Source organism: Mesorhizobium sp. M8A.F.Ca.ET.218.01.1.1, from assembly GCF_004791165.1.
Lineage (GTDB): Bacteria > Pseudomonadota > Alphaproteobacteria > Rhizobiales > Rhizobiaceae > Mesorhizobium.
The window spans coordinates 403,765-421,763 of sequence record NZ_SRUZ01000006.1 but is presented as its reverse complement, the minus strand read 5'-3'; the positions used below and the strand labels follow the sequence as shown (position 1 = coordinate 421,763).

General features: G+C 64.3%; 19 protein-coding genes. 15 read left to right on the top strand and 4 right to left on the bottom strand.

Going from position 1 to position 17,999, the window contains the following annotated elements; all coding sequences use genetic code 11:
* Positions 1 to 56: 56 nt before the first annotated feature.
* From EN861_RS23320 to EN861_RS23295, 6 genes are all read left to right on the top strand, one after another.
* Positions 57 to 1,448 carry a M20/M25/M40 family metallo-hydrolase gene (locus EN861_RS23320; RefSeq protein WP_189343706.1) on the top strand — a complete coding sequence of 464 codons (1,392 nt, stop codon included), beginning with the start codon at positions 57 to 59 and terminating at the stop codon, positions 1,446 to 1,448.
* 150 nt (positions 1,449 to 1,598) lie between these two features.
* The gene (locus EN861_RS23315) at positions 1,599 to 2,219 is read left to right on the top strand and encodes a ribonuclease D (RefSeq protein WP_127277487.1); all 621 of its coding nucleotides are present in this window, start codon (positions 1,599 to 1,601) and stop codon (positions 2,217 to 2,219) included.
* Between the two features lie 12 nt (positions 2,220 to 2,231).
* Positions 2,232 to 2,435, top strand: a complete 204-nt coding sequence (locus EN861_RS23310) for a hypothetical protein (protein ID WP_127277485.1) — start codon at positions 2,232 to 2,234, stop codon at positions 2,433 to 2,435.
* A gap of 110 nt (positions 2,436 to 2,545) precedes the next feature.
* A complete protein-coding gene (locus tag EN861_RS23305; protein WP_127277483.1) occupies positions 2,546 to 2,800 on the top strand; it encodes a GlsB/YeaQ/YmgE family stress response membrane protein in 255 nt (84 codons plus the stop codon).
* Positions 2,801 to 2,825: 25 nt separating this feature from the next.
* The gene (locus EN861_RS23300) at positions 2,826 to 2,972 is read left to right on the top strand and encodes a hypothetical protein (protein WP_127277481.1); all 147 of its coding nucleotides are present in this window, start codon (positions 2,826 to 2,828) and stop codon (positions 2,970 to 2,972) included.
* Between the two features lie 238 nt (positions 2,973 to 3,210).
* Complete coding sequence (locus tag EN861_RS23295) at positions 3,211 to 4,218, top strand: hypothetical protein (protein ID WP_135865781.1); 1,008 nt, start codon at positions 3,211 to 3,213, stop codon at positions 4,216 to 4,218.
* 42 nt (positions 4,219 to 4,260) lie between these two features.
* Here EN861_RS23295 and EN861_RS23290 read toward each other — a convergent pair whose 3' ends face one another.
* Entirely contained in the window at positions 4,261 to 4,800 is a 540-nt protein-coding gene (locus EN861_RS23290; RefSeq protein WP_127277477.1) for an inorganic diphosphatase, read from the bottom strand.
* 91 nt (positions 4,801 to 4,891) lie between these two features.
* On the opposite strand from EN861_RS23290, the gene EN861_RS23285 reads away from it, so the two are divergent.
* The 3 genes from EN861_RS23285 to EN861_RS23275 all read left to right on the top strand — a co-directional run bounded on the left by EN861_RS23285 (position 4,892) and on the right by EN861_RS23275 (position 8,398).
* Positions 4,892 to 5,101 (top strand): hypothetical protein, encoded by a 210-nt coding sequence (locus EN861_RS23285; protein ID WP_127277475.1) that lies wholly within the window; start codon positions 4,892 to 4,894, stop codon positions 5,099 to 5,101.
* 207 nt (positions 5,102 to 5,308) lie between these two features.
* On the top strand, positions 5,309 to 7,582 hold the full coding sequence (locus tag EN861_RS23280) for a transglycosylase domain-containing protein (RefSeq protein WP_135865779.1): 2,274 nt from the start codon (positions 5,309 to 5,311) through the stop codon (positions 7,580 to 7,582).
* Between the two features lie 63 nt (positions 7,583 to 7,645).
* Positions 7,646 to 8,398 carry an SDR family oxidoreductase gene (locus EN861_RS23275; RefSeq protein WP_127870014.1) on the top strand — a complete coding sequence of 251 codons (753 nt, stop codon included), beginning with the start codon at positions 7,646 to 7,648 and terminating at the stop codon, positions 8,396 to 8,398.
* Between the two features lie 21 nt (positions 8,399 to 8,419).
* Here the strand turns inward: EN861_RS23275 and EN861_RS23270 are convergent, their stop codons facing one another.
* Positions 8,420 to 9,340 carry a zinc-binding dehydrogenase gene (locus EN861_RS23270; protein ID WP_135865777.1) on the bottom strand — a complete coding sequence of 307 codons (921 nt, stop codon included), beginning with the start codon at positions 9,338 to 9,340 and terminating at the stop codon, positions 8,420 to 8,422.
* Between the two features lie 96 nt (positions 9,341 to 9,436).
* Between EN861_RS23270 and EN861_RS23265 the strand changes: the two genes are divergently transcribed.
* Complete coding sequence (locus EN861_RS23265) at positions 9,437 to 10,246, top strand: helix-turn-helix transcriptional regulator (RefSeq protein ID WP_135865775.1); 810 nt, start codon at positions 9,437 to 9,439, stop codon at positions 10,244 to 10,246.
* 24 nt (positions 10,247 to 10,270) lie between these two features.
* Here the strand turns inward: EN861_RS23265 and EN861_RS23260 are convergent, their stop codons facing one another.
* A complete protein-coding gene (locus tag EN861_RS23260; protein ID WP_135865773.1) occupies positions 10,271 to 12,055 on the bottom strand; it encodes a cation:proton antiporter in 1,785 nt (594 codons plus the stop codon).
* A 205-nt stretch (positions 12,056 to 12,260) separates the two neighbouring features.
* Complete coding sequence (locus tag EN861_RS23255; RefSeq protein WP_135865771.1) at positions 12,261 to 12,710, bottom strand: host attachment protein; 450 nt, start codon at positions 12,708 to 12,710, stop codon at positions 12,261 to 12,263.
* 380 nt (positions 12,711 to 13,090) lie between these two features.
* Here EN861_RS23255 and cysG point away from each other — a divergent pair, with 380 nt between their 5' ends.
* The 5 genes from cysG to EN861_RS23230 all read left to right on the top strand — a co-directional run bounded on the left by cysG (position 13,091) and on the right by EN861_RS23230 (position 17,984).
* Positions 13,091 to 14,533: a siroheme synthase CysG gene (gene cysG / locus EN861_RS23250; protein ID WP_135865768.1), complete on the top strand. Its 1,443-nt coding sequence runs from the start codon at positions 13,091 to 13,093 to the stop codon at positions 14,531 to 14,533.
* The gene (locus EN861_RS23245; RefSeq protein WP_127281321.1) at positions 14,530 to 14,823 is read left to right on the top strand and encodes a DUF2849 domain-containing protein; all 294 of its coding nucleotides are present in this window, start codon (positions 14,530 to 14,532) and stop codon (positions 14,821 to 14,823) included. The genes cysG and EN861_RS23245 overlap by 4 nt, the downstream gene beginning before the upstream one ends.
* Positions 14,824 to 14,870: 47 nt before the next feature.
* The gene (locus EN861_RS23240; protein WP_135865766.1) at positions 14,871 to 16,541 is read left to right on the top strand and encodes a nitrite/sulfite reductase; all 1,671 of its coding nucleotides are present in this window, start codon (positions 14,871 to 14,873) and stop codon (positions 16,539 to 16,541) included.
* The gene (locus EN861_RS23235; protein ID WP_135865764.1) at positions 16,516 to 17,280 is read left to right on the top strand and encodes a phosphoadenylyl-sulfate reductase; all 765 of its coding nucleotides are present in this window, start codon (positions 16,516 to 16,518) and stop codon (positions 17,278 to 17,280) included. Before EN861_RS23240 ends, EN861_RS23235 begins: the two co-directional genes overlap by 26 nt.
* Positions 17,281 to 17,450: 170 nt before the next feature.
* On the top strand, positions 17,451 to 17,984 hold the full coding sequence (locus EN861_RS23230; RefSeq protein ID WP_135865762.1) for a DUF934 domain-containing protein: 534 nt from the start codon (positions 17,451 to 17,453) through the stop codon (positions 17,982 to 17,984).
* Positions 17,985 to 17,999: the final 15 nt, after the last annotated feature.

The following is a 17,999-nucleotide window of genomic DNA, read 5'->3' as shown; positions in this document are numbered from 1 at the left end:
CGGGCTTTTCGTTTCGCCGCTCTGCCTTTACGGTTCCGGCACTGAATCGAAAGGCTATGCACATGTCCGCAGTTTCCCCTGTCCTCGACCGCCTCGACAAGAATCTCGATCAAAGCCTGGAACGGCTCTTCGGCCTGCTCGGGATCAAGTCGATCTCCACCGATCCAGCCTATGCCGCCGACTGCCGCAAGGCGGCGGAATGGCTGGTGGCGGAACTCAAGCTGATCGGCTTCGACGCCAGCGTGCGCGACACGCCTGGACACCCGATGGTGGTTGCGCATCATGACGGGCCGGCGGGCGCGCCGCATGTGCTGTTCTACGGCCATTATGACGTGCAGCCGGTCGACCCGATCGAACTGTGGGAAAACGACCCCTTCGCCCCCGCGATCAAGGAGATCGGACCTGGTCACAAGGTCATCACCGGGCGCGGCTCGGCCGACGACAAGGGCCAGCTGATGACCTTCGTCGAAGCCTGCCGTGCGTGGAAACAGGTGCACGGCAGTCTGCCGTGCCGCGTCACCATCCTGTTCGAAGGCGAGGAGGAATCCGGGTCGCCCTCGCTGAAGCCGTTCCTCGAGGCCAATGCCGAGGAACTCAAGGCCGACTTCGCGCTGGTCTGCGATACCAGCATGTGGGACCGAGACACGCCGTCGATCTGCGTCGGGCTGCGCGGTCTGGTCGGCGAGGAGATCACGGTGAAGGCCGCCGACCGCGACCTGCATTCGGGCCTCTATGGCGGGGCTGCAGCCAACCCGATCCGCATCCTGGCCAAGGTGTTGGCCGACATCCACGACAAGGACGGTCATATCACCATTCCGGGTTTTTATGACGGTGTCGAGGAAACGCCCTCGCAGGTGCTGAAATCATGGGAGACACTGGGCGAGACGGCCGAGACATTCCTCGGACCTGTCGGCCTGTCGATCCCGTCGGGCGAAAAAGGTCGCTCGGTGCTGGAACTGACCTGGGCACGGCCGACCGCCGAGTTCAACGGCATCATCGGCGGCTATACCGGCAAGGGGTTCAAGACTGTCATCGCGGCGGAAGCCTCGGCCAAGGTTTCGTTCCGCCTCGTTCACAAGCAGGATCCAAAGAAGATCCGCGCGGCTTTCCAGAAATTCGTCGAGGAGCGTATCCCGGCCGATTGTTCGGTCGAATTCCACGCCCATGGCGGTTCACCGGCAATCCAGCTTTCCTATGACTCGCCTTTCCTGGCCAAGGCCAAGATCGCGCTCTCGGACGAATGGCCAAAGCCCGCGGTGACGACCGGCAGCGGCGGCTCCATTCCGGTGGTGGGCGACTTCCAGACCTATCTCGGCATGGAATCGCTGCTGGTCGGCTTCGGCCTCGATGACGACCGCATCCATTCGCCCAACGAGAAATACGAGCTCAGCTCCTTCCACAAGGGGCAGCGCTCATGGGCGCGCATTCTGGATGCTATGACACGGTAAGGCGGACAACCCTGGACAGCGGAAAAATCAACTTTCTGTTGATTTTTCCGCCGATCACGGCGAGGACGGGTCGACAGCGCAATGTGTTGGAGCGCGTGTGCGCTTCTTCGATGGAGGCGCGACGCCGAAGGCCGCGACCCGGAGAAGACGATGAGCGATATCCGCTTCCATAAAAACGATCTGCCTGACCTCTCCCACTACAATGTCGCGGCGGTGGCCATCGATACGGAAACGCTCGGCCTCAACCCGCACCGCGATCGGCTCTGCGTGGTGCAGATTTCGCCTGGCGACGGCAGCGCCGATGTCATCCAGATCGCGCCGGGCCAGAAGAAGGCGCCGAACCTTGTCAGCCTGTTGAGAAACCGCACCATCACCAAGCTGTTCCACTACGGTCGCTTCGATCTCGCCGTGCTCTACAATGCGTTTGGCGTAATGCCCGAGCCGGTTTTCTGCACCAAGATCGCCTCGCGGCTGACGCGCACCTACACCGACCGGCACGGGCTGAAGGACATCTGCTTCGAGCTTCTCGGCGTAGGCTTGTCCAAGGCGCAGCAATCGTCGGATTGGGCGGCCGAAACGCTGTCGCCCGAGCAACTCGAATACGCCGCCTCGGACGTCCTCTATCTGCATCGGTTGCGCGACGTGCTGGCCGGACGGCTGGCGCGCGAGGGGCGCACGAAGGAGGCGGACGCCTGTTTCCGCTTTCTGCCGACCCGGTCCAAGCTTGACCTGATGGGCTGGGCCGAAGAGGATATCTTCGCCCACAGCTGAAAAAGGGATGAGATGGCTGACAGAAAGCCGATATCGACCGCGCCGACCGACGGCTCCAAGGTCACCGTCACCTGGAAGGACAGCGACGGCGTCCTCAATGAATCCATAGCGCAATACCGCGACGGCGGCTGGTGGGTCTACACCGACAGCTACACCCAGAAGAAGGTCGAGCCGACCAGCTGGCGGCCCACTGCCGGCGACGACGACGACCAGTGAGCGCGCCGCTGGCTAGGCCGGGTGCTTTCGCATAGCCTGAAGCCGTTGATATCGAGGCCGATTCGGAGCCTTCCGCTCCGCGCTCGCCCTCTTGCTCGGAGGAAACCGCTATGGGTGTCGAAAGCCTTCTCGTCTTCATCATCATTGGTGCCATCGCCGGCTGGCTCGCCGGTCTCATCGTTTCGGGTTTCGGCTTCGGCCTGATCGGCAACATCATCATTGGCATCGTCGGCGCGTTCATCGCCGGCTGGCTGTTCCCACGGATCGGCTTCTCGATCGGCGGCGGCATCATCGCCTCCATCATCCACGCCACGATCGGCGCCATCATCCTTCTGGTTCTGGTCAAGGTCCTGAAACGAGCATGAGGCTCGGCACGACAAAGGGCGCGCCATGAAGCAGAACACACTCTATCTCATCATTGGCGCGCTCATCGTCGTGGTCGTCGCGCTGGGCGTCTACGTCTACCGCGAGCAGACCAGGCCGAAAGGCGTCGAACTCAAGATCGACGACAAGGGCATTTCGATCCAGCAGAACTGAGCCTGCCGCCGATTGGGCGGCGACATCAACCATATGGCGGATCGGGCACCAGCGTCAGCGCAAAGGCGGCGGATATCCAACCGTTATGGCCTGGAACCCCTGCATTGCGCTTGACCGTCGAGCGCGCGATCGGGCTTAGTCGGCGACATCAAAGCGGGGCAGACAGTCGTCAATGGACAGCGAGCAGTTGGACGGTTCTCGATCCCTTCCAGCGTTCGATCCGCTGGGCGGGTCGCAAATGATCCCGGGGATCGCTTTCAAGGCCAGCGCGGCGGTGAGGGCGGCGCTTTCGGCGATCGGACGTACGGAGGACCTGCGCTTTTCACCGGACAATCGATTGCTGGCAATCGCCGGCTATGCGCGCAAGCGCCTGCTGGTCCTGCGCATCGACGTCGAGGCCGGATCGGATGGTCCCGATGTCACGATCCATGGTTTCATGGAGCTGACATCAGGCAACATGGGCGAAATCCATGGCCTGGATTTCATCGATGACCGCACCCTGGCGATTGGCAACCGCGATGGACTGGTCGCCATATTCAACCTGCCTCGAGAGCAACCAGCCGGCCAGAGTCGCGAGATATCGGCCATTCGGCGGGTAAAGGGCCGGCGGCCTTGCAAACTGAATTCGCCGGGCTCGATTGCCGTCAGGCCGGAGTCGCGCGGCCGCGTCAGCCTGCTGGTCTGCAACAACTATACGCATCTGGTCACCCGGCATGTGGTCAACCGGTGGCTCGGCTATCGCACGACGAGCAACCAGCGGCTGCTCGAACGTGGTCTCGACATACCCGACGGCATTGCGCTCAGCCATGACGGAGGCTGGATCGCCGTCAGCAGCCACGGCACCCAGGATGTAAAACTCTACCGCATGTCCTCCTCGCTTGGGCCTGACAGCGAACCCGCCGGCGTCCTGCAGCACGCCGGCTATCCGCACGGCGTGCGCTTTACAGCGGATGATCGGCACATCCTCGTCGCCGACGCGGGCAGCCGTATGGTGCATGTCTATGGCGGCGACGGCGATTGGAGGGGCCAGCGAGCACCCGCGGCCTCGGTGACCGTGCTCGACGAGGAGACCTTTCTGCGAGGCAGGGCCAGTGCCGAGGAAGGCGGCCCGAAGGGTCTCGACATCGACCGCTCGAACAACGTCGTTGCGGTCACTTGCGAGGAGCAGGCGCTGGCCTTCTATCCGCTGGCGTCGATTATCGGAACAACAAGGTCGGGGATCGAGCCGGGCGTGGCGCGCCGTTAAGCGCCTGATCGATCGGAACAACGCACCGGAAAATGGCCATGCTTACTTGCGTAGCCTGGCGGCAAAGGCCTTCATGCCCTTCTTGATTGCCCTGCGCGCTTCACCGGCATCCTGCCAGCCTTTGAACTTGATGGTTTTGCCGGTGCCAAGCACCGACGACAGAAAGAACTGTTCGATCTCGCGCCTGAGATGCTCGGGCACGCGGTCGGCGGCCACGGGCTCGTCCTCAGCGTCCTCCTTGTGAGGACAGAAGACGTAACGGTCGTTGCGCAGGGCCTCGCCGCCGTGATCCTTCTGCTTGACCCGCAGCGCACCCAAGAGGTTGCATTTGATGACGGTGCCGGGACCCGTGGCGGCCTGATGGATGACTAGCCCATCCAGGGGATCGCCATCGTCCCCCAATGTGGAGGGAATAAAACCCCAATCGTAGGGGTAGGTCATTCCGACCGGTAAAGGGCGGACATAGCCGAATACCTGGATAGCCGGCTCATAGGCTACCTTGGCCGCGGCACCGCGCGGAGTTTCGATGACGACCCTGACAAGGCCCTTCGTCGTCGTCGGCAGCTTGAGGTAGTCGGGCATGAGGCGCCTCTGTCGCGTTCCGGGTTGATCCGGGATGGAACTCCAAGGCGCAATGAATGTTCCCAAGAGCAGGCCGAGGAGATTTCAGGGCATGACAAAAGCTTCTTTGCACTTGCTCAAGGGCGTGGGTTATCTGATCTCAACCCTGAGCGTTGTGCTGCTGGCCATCGTCAGTTGGTCGAGCGCTTCCAAAAGCCCGCTGCTGACCACATGTCTGCTTGTCGGCGCGGCGGCTTCGATTGCCGGCATGTTCTGCCGATGGCTGACCTATGAGATCGAAAAACGTAGGGAAGGCAAATAAGGCGCGCGTTGCGGCCAAGAGGTCCAGCAGAGGCTTCGCATCGCATAAGCCGGCTGTCATCCGGCCACCAAGACCGGCGGCAACAGGATTAACAAATTCCTAACGAAATTCAAAGGCTTGGCCGAAGGCCTGCTTAACCCGCCCTTAAATCGCCGCATCTACTCTTCAACCCGAGCGCCATTGGCACCGGGGATATCAGCGCAGCGCATGGCGAACCGCAGAGACAGCCGCATCGAGCCCAGCTTCGAGGGACCGCCACGGGCGAAATCCCAGACGGGTCTTTCGGTGAGCGAGGAGGACCGCGTCGTGCCGAGCAACCGCAAAGCCTCCGCCAAACGCAAATCATCGAAGGGGAAATCGGCCCGGGGGAGGCGCGGTGGAAGCGGGCGCGGCCTGTTCGGCGTGCTCGGCCGGCTGGTCTACTGGTGCTTCGTGCTCGCCATATGGGGCGGCATCGCGGTCGCGGGCGTCGTTGTCTACTACGGCGCCAAGATGCCCGCGGCCACGACCTGGTCGATCCCGGACCGCGCGCCCAATATCAAGATCGTCTCGGCCGACGGGCAGCTGCTGGCCAATCGCGGCATGAGTGGCGGCGAAGCGGTCGGCCTGCACGAAATGTCGCCCTATATTCCCGAGGCGGTGATCGCCATCGAGGACCGCCGTTTCTATTCGCATTTCGGCGTCGATCCGATCGGCCTGTCGCGCGCCATGGTCACCAATCTCGCCGGCGGGCACTTCTCGCAAGGTGGTTCGACGCTAACGCAGCAATTGGCCAAGAACCTATTCCTGAAGCCCGACCGCACGCTGGAACGCAAGGTGCAGGAAGTGCTGCTGGCGCTGTGGTTGGAGCATAAGCACACCAAGGACCAGATCCTCGAAATGTACCTCAACCGGGTCTATTTCGGCTCCGGCGCCTATGGTGTCGAGGCGGCCTCGCGGCGTTATTTCGGCAAGAGCGCGCGCGACGTCACCCTGTCGGAAGCCGCACTCCTGGCTGGCCTGCTGAAGGCGCCCTCGCGGCTGTCGCCGGCGCGCGATCCCAAGGCCGCCGAGGAGCGCTCGCAACTGGTGCTCGCCGCCATGCGCGAGGAGGGCAAGATCAGCGAGAAGGAGCTGAAGACGGCGCTGAGCGCGCCGGCGACGCGCTCGCCGTCCTACTGGACCGGCTCGGAAAACTATGTCGCCGACACCATCATGGAAGAACTGCCCGACCTGATCGGCGACGTGCGCGGCGATATCGTCATCGACTCCACCGTCGACCTGAACCTGCAGAAGCTTGCCGAACAGTCGATCCGCCGGCTGATCGACGACAGCGGCAAGAAGCTCAACGTCACCCAGGGCGCGCTGGTATCGATCGACGATTCCGGCGCGGTGCGCGCCATGGTCGGCGGCTATGACTATTCGACCAGCCAGTTCGACCGCGCCTCCGAGGCGCGCCGGCAGCCTGGCTCGGCGTTCAAGCCGTTCGTCTACATGGCGGCGCTCGAGGCCGGCCGTACGCCCGACAGCGTGCGCAACGACGCGCCGATCAAGATCGGCAACTGGACGCCCGACAATTACGGCGGCAAGTACTTTGGCAAAGTCACCTTGGCGACGGCGCTGGCCAAGTCGCTGAACTCGGTTGCCGCGCAGCTGACCATGGAGGTCGGGCCGAACGCGGTGGTGGAAGCCGCGCACCGCATGGGCATCCAGTCCGATCTGCTGGCCAACACCTCGATCGCGCTTGGCACCTCGGAAGTGACGCCGCTGGAGCTGACCTCGGCCTATGTGCCCTTCGCCAATGGCGGCTACAAGCCCGACATCCACTTCATCCGCCGCGTGACGACAGCCGACGGCAAGGTGCTCTATGACAGCGCCGGCGGCAGCGCGCCGCGTGTGATCAAGCCCGAGATCGTCGGCATGATGAACTCGATGATGACCGGTACGGTCGAGGTCGGCACCGCCAAGAAGGCGGCCTTCGCCTGGCCGTCGGCCGGCAAGACCGGCACCAGCCAGAATTCGCGCGACGCCTGGTTCGTCGGCTACACCGCCAATCTCACCACCGGCGTGTGGTTCGGCAATGATGACGGCACGGCGATGAAGAAGGTCACCGGCGGCGCGCTGCCGGCGCAGGCCTGGCACGAATTCATGGTCGCGGCGCATGAGGGCGTGCCGGTGCGGCCGCTGCCCGGCACCTGGAAGTCGACGCCGCCGGATACCATTGTGCCCGACGACATTCCCTCGGCCGACAACAACCAGCCGGCACCGGTTCCGTCGGCTTCGGTCGGACAGCAAGCGCCGACCGTGCAGGCGTCGGCACCGGCCAGGCCAGCGCCGGTCCGCGCGGCGCGACCCGCCCAAACCGTCGATGCCGATGGTTTTGACATGCCGGCTGACAATGGCACGACCGCCTCGGTCGGGCATCCGGTCCCTCCGGGCAGCGTTGGCGGTCCGTTGAAGAAGAAGCGGACTTCGATCCTCGACATTCTCGGTGGCGGCTGAGCGTCAATCCGCCTCTCGCCAGCGCCACGGTGTTCGGCTACACCTCCGGCCGGAGACCGCGACATGGCTGAACTCGACACCAGAAAAACCATCGTGCTGACCGGCGCCAGCCGAGGCATCGGCCATGCCACGGTCAAGCGCTTTTCGCGCGAGGGCTGGCGCGTCATCACCTGCTCGCGCCAGGCCTTCGCCGAGGATTGCCCGTGGCCTGCCGGTCCCGAGGACCACATCAAGGTCGATCTCGCCGATCAGGAAGATGTCGGTATTGCCGTGTCGGAGATCCGTCATCGGCTCGAAGCGCATGGCGGCCAGCTCAATGCGCTGGTCAACAATGCCGGGATTTCGCCCAAGCTCAGGGATGGCAACAGCCGCATGAACTCGATCGACACGCCGATGCATGTCTGGCGCGACGTGTTCCAGGTCAATTTCTTCGCGCCGATCATGCTCGCGCGGGGGCTGTTCAAAGAGTTAGCCGCGGCCAAGGGCTCGATCGTCAACGTCACCTCGATCGCCGGCACCCGCGTGCATCCCTTCGCCGGCACCGCCTACGCGACGTCGAAGGCCGCACTTGGCTCGCTGACGCGCGAGATGGCGCATGATTTCGGCCCGCACGGCATCCGCGTCAACGCCATCGCACCGGGCGAGATCGACACGGCGATCCTGTCGCCGGGCACGGACAAGATCGTCGAGACCATCCCGCTCAGGCGCCTGGGTACCACGGCGGAAGTCGCCGACATCATCTTCTTCCTGTGCTCGGCCCAGTCCTCCTATGTGTCCGGCTCGGAAATCCACATCAATGGCGGCCAGCACGTTTGAACTGGTCGAGCCAAGGCCTGCTCATCCGGCCAGGGTGAGAACGGCCTTGCCGCTGAAGCTGCGCTGGCGCAGCGCGTCCAGGGCTTGTCCGATCTCCGTCCACCGCGCGGTCATAGCCACGCGGGTTTCCAGCCGTCCGGCGGCGACCAGGGCAAGCAGCGCGGCGATGTCAGCGCCGATGGCGGAACCGGACGTGTAGTAGGCGAATGTCTGAAGCCTTGCCCCTTCGTGACCCGGAACGAACTGGCGGAATCCAACCGGCGTGAGTTCGCCGCTGCTCGAACCGAAGATGACGATTGTCCCACCGGGCGCGACGCGTTCGATCGCATGTGCGAGGCTTTTGCCGCCGACCGACTCGGTGATCAGCGAAAACGGCCCCTCGGCCTGCTCGATCGACTCGACGATCTGCTCGGCTCCCAGCCCACGCAGATCCTCGTGGTGCCGGCCGGCGGCGATGGCGGTCACTGAAGCACCCTGCTCGCGGGCGATCTGGATCTGGAAGCGGCCGACGGCACCGCTTGCACCGGTGATCAAGACCTTTAGGCCGGCCAGGTCACCGCCATGGCGCAAAGTCCTGAGCGCCGTCGTGCCCGCCACGGGGAGCGTGGCTGCCGAGACGAAGCCGACCTCATCCGGCAGGACGGCGAGACGGTCGGTTGAAACGGCGACCCGTTCGGCCCAGCCGGCCTGGTCGACCAAGGCCGCGACCCGGGTGCCCGCAGCCGGCCCGGAGCCATCGGCGGCCGCGCGTTCGACAATTCCAACGATGTCCTGGCCGGGTCTCCAGCCGTTCGGACGGATGGTGAGCAGGCGCAGTTCACCCCGGTTCAACGAGGTTGCGTGGACAGAGACGAGCGCTTCGTCCGCGAGGGGCCGAGGTTCTTCCACCTCGGCCAGCCTGAGCTGCGTGGCGCTGTCGGAAGATATGACTAAGGCGAGCATGGCTACGCACCCTTCTTGCTGGACGCCGGACCTTACCGGCTTCGCAGCTCGAGGAATTTAGCTATCATGGCATTTAATCGCTAAAAGCAGTCGATCATGAGACAGCCTCTTCGCTACCCATGGCTCAATTTCGATGTCGATGACGTGCTGGCGCCAGCCATCGCCGTTCGTGTCGACGTCACCGAAACCAGTGCAGAGGTTCCCGCTCATTGGCATCGCAAGGGCCAGCTCGTCTTTGCGCTCGGAGGCGGCGTCACATGCCGCGTTCCGAGCGGCCTGTGGATGGTGCCGCCACATTGCGGGGTATGGATCCCCGGCGCCATGGAGCACAGCAACATCGCCACGGCCAATGCCCGGATCTTCTTCGTCTATATCGAGCCGGGAGCCGCCGAATTGCCGGACCGGTGCTGCACGCTTTCAATTTCGCCGCTGCTGCGCGAACTGATCGTCGAGCTGTCCGACAGCGTGCAGGACGACAAGGCAAGGGATGACCTCCTGACCAGGACCCTGCTTGCCGAACTGCCGCGCATGCCTGTCCAGCAACTGCATCTCCCGATTTCAGCCGAGCCGCGATTGAGGCGGATCGCCGAGGCGTTGGCGCAGGACCCCGCCGATCGCAGCACGCTGGCACAATGGGCCAGCCGCGTTGCGCTCAGCGAAAGCAGTCTGGCGCGTCTCGTCGTCAAGGAGACCGGCTTGAGCTTCGGGCGCTGGCGCCAGCAATTGCACCTGATCGTCGCCATTCGGGAGCTGGCCTCGGGTGCGAGTGTGCAGCAGGTCTCGGGCGATCTCGGCTATGGCTCGGTCACCGCCTTCATCACCATGTTCAAGAAGGCGCTTGGCAAGCCTCCGGCAAAATACCTCGTCAGCGTCGCGCAAAACGGCGGTTCGGCATTCGTGGCATGATCAGCGCGCCTGTGGCACGTCGGTTCAGGCAGCGGACGGTTCAGCGGCCCGCGGCTTGTGGCCAAGCACCTCTTCGACAATGCCGCGCGCGATCTCGCGTTCGCCCATGATCACCGTATCGGCGCCGAGCCCCTTCAGATGCTCGACCTCGGCGTCGGAATGGGCGCGGGCGACGACGTTGATGTTGGGATTGGCGGTGCGTGCCCGCAGCACGATCTGGCCGGCCTCGAAGGCATTGGGAATGGCAAGGATCAGCCGCTTTGCGCCCTCCGGATTGGCGGCGGCGAACACTTCGGCATTGGCGGCATTGCCGGCGATGGTTTCGATGCCATCTGCTTTCAGCTTCGCCAGCGTCTTGTCGGCATCCTCGATGACGAGGAAAGGCAGTGCCGCTTCCTTCAGCGCGGCACCGACGAGGCCGCCGACCCGGCCATAGCCGATCAGGATGGCATGACCGGCAAGCGCCGTCCTCGGCGGCGGGCCGTCTTCCTTGCTGGACGTCGCGGCAACGGAGGCCACCTGACCCGGTTCCGTCGCCGGACCAACCGGCTTGGCGTCCACCGGCGGTGCCGTCCTGGCGGCGCGGGCCTCCAGCCAAGGCTTCATCCAGTCGATGACCAGGAACATCAGCGGGTTGAGCACGATCGACAGGATGGCCCCCGCAAGGATGAGGTCGCGGCCCTGTTCGGGCAGAAGTTTCAGCCCGACGCCGAGTTCGGCCAGGATGAAGGAGAATTCGCCGATCTGGGCAAGGCTGGCCGAAATCATCAAGGCCGTGGCCAGGGGATAGCCGAAGGCGACGACGATGACGAACGCCGCCAGCGACTTGCCGATGACGATGATGGCCAGCGTCGCCAGGATCGGCAGGCCGTTGCTGATCAGGCTGAACGGGTCGAACAGCATGCCGACGGAGACGAAGAACAGCACCGAGAAGGCATCGCGCAGCGGCAGCGATTCTTCCGCCGCTCGGTGGCTGAGCTCGGATTCGCTCATGATCATGCCGGCGAAGAAGGCGCCCAGCGCCAGCGAGACGCCGAACAATTTTGCCGCGCCGAAGGCGACGCCGAGGGCAATGGCGAGCACCGAGAGACGGAACAGCTCGCGCGACCCGGTATGGGCGACGTAGTGCAGGATCCACGGAATGACCCGGCGGCCGACCACCAGCATGACGACGACGAAGGCGGCAACCTTGGCCAGCGTGATGCCGACGACACCCCAGATGCCATAGCTGGCCGGCAGCGTCAGCAGGCCGCTCGAATGGGCATCGGCCTGTTCCTGGCCGCCGAGCACGCCGGCAAGCGCCGGCAGCAGCACCAGCGCCAGCACCATGGCCAGGTCCTCGACGATCAGCCAGCCGACGGCGATGCGGCCGCGCTCGGTCTCGATCAGCCGGCGTTCCTGAAGTGCGCGCAGCAGCACCACGGTCGAGGCGACCGACAGCGCCAGGCCGAACACCAGGCCCGCGCCCATCGACCAGCCGAGCATCCAGGACAGCCCGGCGCCGAGTGCGGTGGCAAAGCCGATCTGGACGATGGCGCCAGGCACGGCGATGGCGCGGACCGACAGAAGGTCCTTGAGCGAAAAATGCAGGCCAACGCCGAACATCAGGAGGATGACGCCGATTTCGGCCAATTCGTTGGCAAGCCCGGCGTCGGCGACGAAACCGGGCGTGTTCGGCCCGACCAGCACGCCGGCTACGAGATAGCCGACCAGTGGCGGAATGCGGAAACGATTGGCGAGAGCGCCGAAGACGAAAGCCAGCCCCAGACCGGCGACGATGGTGGCGATAAGGGGCGTGTCATGCGGCATTGTCTATGGAGCGCCTTTCAAGCTAGCGATGTCGGATATGCGCCGCCCGAAGCCGTCGCCTGGCTTGCAATATGGTGGAAGCGGTAACGATGATGCAACCCGCAAGGGTACGAAAAGCGACGCCGCGGCGACAAAATGCTGGACCGGCGAACGGATGCCGCCGATTTGTTCCAGCTCGCGATGGTATTCGTCCTGTTGCCGGCGATCAGGCTGCTTGCAACAAGGCCTCGATCTCGGAGATGCCGTGATTTGTCATGGTCTTCGGGATCTCGGCCGTCACCTTGTCACCAACCTCCTTATGCAGCTTCTTGCGCATGGCACCGAGCACCACCGGTGGGGCGACAAGCACGATGCTGTCGAACTCGCCGTCATGGGCAAGCTTGTAGAGCCGGGCGGCAATCTCCTGGGCGAAGCGTTCCTTGCCGATACGGTGCCAGTCGGTCTCCTCGACCGCGCTGCGGTGTACGGATGGGCCATCATTGTATCGGCCCGGGCTGTCGCTTCCCTGTTCGCGGGTGGGCGGGTTTTCCTGTTCCATCACCTGCACCACTTCAAGGTTGGGAAATTTGGTGTCGCCGGCATTCTTGAGCAGGAGCGCCTTTTCACCGTCGGCCACCAGAACCCAAATGCCATGCTTCAAATTGATCGTGTTCATGAAAACGCTCCTTGTTGAGTGGTGGCTATTCCGGGAACGCGTTCTGGCCGGTCACGTTCCAACTGAAACGGCGGACCGAGCGGTCGCGAAGACGGGCGGCAAACATGAAATCGCCTCTGCACGACTTTAATCTACTGAATTGGTAGAATTTAGAAAAAACTATTTTGCGGGACAGGTCGCCGGCAGCTAAAAGTGCCTGAAATCAAGGCCTGTTTCGACGGCCCTGGTGTGCTCAGGACATGGGCGTGGAATATTTTTCTCCTGCTCTTCGCGGTTGCGAAAAAGCGATTGCCTGCCATCACCGGATGAGCGAGTGCTTTGCTTCTGCTTTTTTATGCCTGGGCGTAAAACTGCGAAACTGTTCCCGGATTGCTTTTCTGATGCCGCAAGCCACCACCAAGCTCAATGCCTTTCCCGTCTTCGTGCGGGTCGAGGGCGAAGCCGTGGCCATTGTCGGCGGCGGCGAGCAGGCGCTGGCCAAGGCGCGGCTGATCGCCCAGTCGAGCGCGGTTCTGTACATCATCGCCGCAAATGCCGAACCGGAGCTGTTGGCCTTCATCGCCGAGACCGGCGCGAACCATGTGGCCGCCGGGTATGACGCCTCGCGGCTCGAAGGCGCCGTGATGGTGTTTGCCGCCAGCGGCGACGAGACGCTCGATCGTCGCGTGGCCGCCGACGCGCGCCGGCTGGGCATTCCGGTCAATGCGGTCGACCGGCCGGACCTCTGCGATTTCTTCACGCCTGCGCTGGTCAACCGCGCGCCGGTCGCCATTGCCATCGGCACCGAAGGCGCAGGCCCGGTGCTGGCGCAGATGCTGCGCGGCCGCATCGACCGCATGCTGTCGCCGTCGCTTGGCGCGCTGGCGGCGCTTGCCGCCTCGTTCCGCAATGCCGCCGAGAGATTGCCCAGGGGCAATATACGTCGCCGTTTCTGGAGCGACTTCTTCGGTGGAGCGCCGGCGCGCGCGGTCGAGGCTGGCGAATTTTCGCGGGCGCGCGAAGCCGCCGCCGATCTGCTGACGTCCGACGCGCCCGTTCGCGGCCACATCGCCCTGGTGGGCGCCGGTCCCGGCGCCGAGGATCTCCTGACCCTGCGGGCGCATCGTCTCCTGATGGAAGCCGACGTCATCGTCCATGACGCGCTGGTGCCGGAGGCGGTCGTCGCCATGGGGCGCCGCGATGCCGAGCGTCTGCCGGTGGGAAAGCGCAAGGGCTGCCACACCAAGAGCCAGGCCGAAATCAATGCATTGCTGGTGGAGCTCGGCCGTGCGGGCAAGCGCGTCGTGCGGCTGAAGTCGGGTGATCCGCTGGTGTTCGGGCGCGCCGGCGAGGAGATGGCGGCGCTGCGCGATGCCGGCATCGCCTATGAGGTGGTTCCGGGTGTCACCGCGGCCTTCGCCGCTGCCGCCGATTTCGAGCTGCCGCTGACGCTGCGCGGCGTTTCCTCCTCGATGGTGTTCACCACTGGCCACGATCTCAAGGGCAATTCATTGCCAGACTGGGCCAAGCTCGCCATTTCCGGTGCTACCGTCGCCGTCTATATGGGCCGCTCGGTCGCGGCCGAAGTTGCCGGCCGGCTGATCGAGGCCGGCCTGTCGCCGGACACGGCGGTCGCCGTGGTCGAGAATGCCAGCCTGACCAATCGCCGACGCTTCCACGGCACACTCGCCGACCTGCCGTCGCTGGAAGCGCGCGCGGATCTGTCGGGACCGGTCATGACCATCATCGGCGACGCTGTCGCCGGGGCCAATTTCGAGCGGTCCGAGCCGCTCGCGGCTCACAGGCATGCGCCCGTAGCGGCCACCGAGGGAGTTCAGCCATGAAGATACTGACCGCCAATCGCCTCGGCGACGGCATCGCCGTCTGGTACGCCGATGGCGGCTGGGCCGAGACGGTGGACCATGCAGACCTTGCCCATGACAAGGCGGCCGAGGATCGGCTGGAGGCGATCGGCGCCAAGGCCTATGCCGACAATGAAGTGGTCGACGTCAATCTGATCGACGCGGAAGTCGTCGACGGCGTCGTCGAGCCGGTGCGGTTGCGCGAGAAGATCCGCGCCGCCGGTCCCACTATTCGTGGCGATCTCGGCAAGCAGGCTATACGGGCGGCGTAAGCCAGACTGAAAGTGAAAGTGGGCGGACGCGCCCTGAAAGACGAAGCATGTACCGTTACGATGAGTTCGACCACGATTTTGTCCAGGCCCGCGTCGCCGAGTTCAGCGACCAGGTCCAGCGCCGGCTGTCCGGCGAGATCACCGAGGACCAGTTCCGGCCGCTCAGGCTGATGAACGGCGTTTACCTGCAGCTGCACGCCTATATGCTTCGCATCGCCGTGCCCTACGGCACGCTGAACGGCAAGCAGTTGCGCATGCTCGGCCACATCGCCCGCAAATACGACAAGGGCTACGGCCATTTCACCACGCGCCAGAACATCCAGTTCAACTGGCCGGCGCTGTCGGACATTCCGGTGATCCTGGCGGACCTGGCCAGCGTCGAGATGCACGCCATCCAGACCAGCGGCAACTGCATCCGCAATGTCACCGCGGACCATTTTGCCGGCGCTGCCGCCGACGAGGTCGCCGATCCGCGCCCCTATGCGGAAATCCTGCGGCAGTGGTCGTCGGTGCATCCGGAATTCTCGTTCCTGCCGCGTAAGTTCAAGATCGCGGTGACGGGAGCCGAGCGTGACCGCGCCGCCATCCAGACGCATGACATCGGCCTGCACCTGAAGAAGAACGCCGCCGGCGAACTCGGCTTCGCCGTCTATGTCGGCGGTGGCCAGGGCCGCACGCCGATGGTGGCGAGGAAGATTCGCGACTTTCTGCCGGAGGCCGACCTTCTGTCCTACTGCACGGCGATCCTGCGCGTTTACAATCTCTATGGGCGCCGCGACAACAAGTACAAGGCGCGCATCAAGATCCTGGTGCACGAGACCGGCGCCGAGGAAATCACCCGCCAGGTCGAGGCCGAGTGGCAGGAGTTGAAGGATGCGGAACTGAAGCTGCCTGAGGCGGACATCCGCGCCATCGAGGCCTATTTCGCGCCGCCGGCGCTGGCCGGGCGTCCGGAAGGCGACGCGGCCGTCAAGGTGGCGCGGTTGGATTCCAAGGGCTTCTCGGACTGGCTCGACCAGAACGTGGTGACGCATCGCCATCCCGATTATGCCGCGGTGACGATTTCGCTCAAGGGCATCGGCGAGGTACCGGGCGACGCATCGGACAGCCAGATGGAAGCCGTCGCCGATATCGCCGAAAGATACGCCTTCGACGAGTTGCGCGTCAGCCATGAGCAGAACCTGATCCTGCCACATGTGGCGCGCGCCGACCTCAAGGCGGTCTATGACGCGCTGGTCGACATCGGGCTGGCGACGGCCAATTCCAACCTGATCTCGGACATCATCTCGTGCCCGGGCCTCGATTATTGCGCGCTGGCGACGGCGCGCTCGATCCCGATCGCGCAGGAAATCTCGCAACGCTTCGCCTCGCTGGAGCGGCAGCGCGAGATCGGCGAATTGAAGCTCAAGATCTCCGGCTGCATCAATGCCTGCGGCCACCACCATGTCGGCCATATCGGCATCCTCGGTGTCGAGAAGAAAGGCTCCGAGCTCTACCAGGTGACGCTCGGCGGTTCGGCCGACGAAAACACCTCCGTCGGCGAGATCATCGGCCGCGGCTTCTCGTCGGAAGAGATCACCGACGCCATCGAGACGATCGTCGATACCTATCTCGGCCTTCGGCTCAACCCACAGGAAATATTCATCGACGCCTACCGCCGTGTCGGTCCCGCGCCGTTCAAGGAGGCGCTCTATGCTGGCGAAGCCAAGGCCGCTTGACCGTGTTGCCGACGTCGAGGACGGCGCCGCCGCCAAGGCGGCGGGCCTCGATGCGCTCTATGGCCATTTGAAGCCGCTTGAGATCATCGAACGTGCGGCCAGGGACCTGTTCCACGACGAGATCGCCGCCGTGTCTTCGTTCGGCGCGGATTCGGCGGTGCTGCTGCACATGATCGCGGAGATCGACCGCACGCTACCGGTCATCTTCCTCGATACCGGCAAGCATTTCGAGGAGACGCTCGGCTATCGCGACGCGCTGGTCGCCGATTTCGGGCTGACCAACATCCGGGTGATCAAGCCCGACGAGGCGGCGCTCGAACGGATCGACCCGACCGGCAATCTGCATCAGAACAACACCGATGCCTGCTGCGACGTGCGCAAGGTCGAGCCGCTGGCACGTGGCGTCGCCCCCTTCCGTGCCTGGTTCACAGGTCGCAAGCGCTTCCAGGCCTCGACACGGGCCGCACTTCCGGTGTTCGAGGCGGTCGGCCCGCGCATCCGCATCAATCCGCTGGCGCACTGGACGACGTCGGATCAGGCCGACTACATGCGTTCGCATGCGCTGCGCGAAAATCCACTGGTCGCCTATGGCTATCTGTCGATCGGCTGCTTTCCGTGCACGCAGCCGGTGCAGCCGGGCGAGGACGCGCGCAGCGGCCGCTGGGCCGGTCACGCCAAGACCGAGTGCGGCATTCACCTGTCGGGACTGGAAGTGTCGCTGACCGACGCATCACTATAGGGTATGTTGCAATTCAGGTGAGGCCGGCCTGCAAACGGCAGCTTCCTGCGCTTCCGGGGCTCACGTACTTCAAGTACGCTCCGCTCCGGTTCTCGGAAGCAGCCGTTTTCGAAGCGGCCTGACCTGAATTTCAGCACACCCTTGAGCTCTTTGAATTTTTAGGAATTTTGATGACTGAACCGACGACACCGGAGACCCGGCTCTGGACCCCTGAAGGGTTTCGCGAGGACGAGTGGACCCATGCCGAAAGCGCCGACGCGCTGGCAGGCAACGGCCGCTTCATCCTGCCGTTGCAGGCATTCCTCGATCTTGACCCGGAGGTGCGCCGCTCGGCGAAGGAGCGGCTCGGCGTCGTGCTGCAGCCCGGCGATCAGCTCGAGAAGATCGCCGACCTGCTCGACCAGCTGTCGCTGGTGGCGCTGGCCTTCCCGGCTTTCGGCGACGGCCGGTCTTTCACCAAGGGCGAACTGCTGCGCAACCGCTATCATTTCACGGGCGCGCTGCGTGCCACCGGGCAGATCCTGGTCGACCCGTTGCCGCACATGCTGCGGCTTGGCTTCGACGAGTTCGAGATCTCGAATCCAGTGCTCTTGAAACGCCTGGAGGAGGGCCGTACCGGCGGGTTGGGGCTTTACTACCAGCCGGCCGCCATATCGGAGCCCAAGGGTCCGAGATATTCCTGGCGGCGGGCCCGCGGCAACTGACGCGGCGGTAGGTCC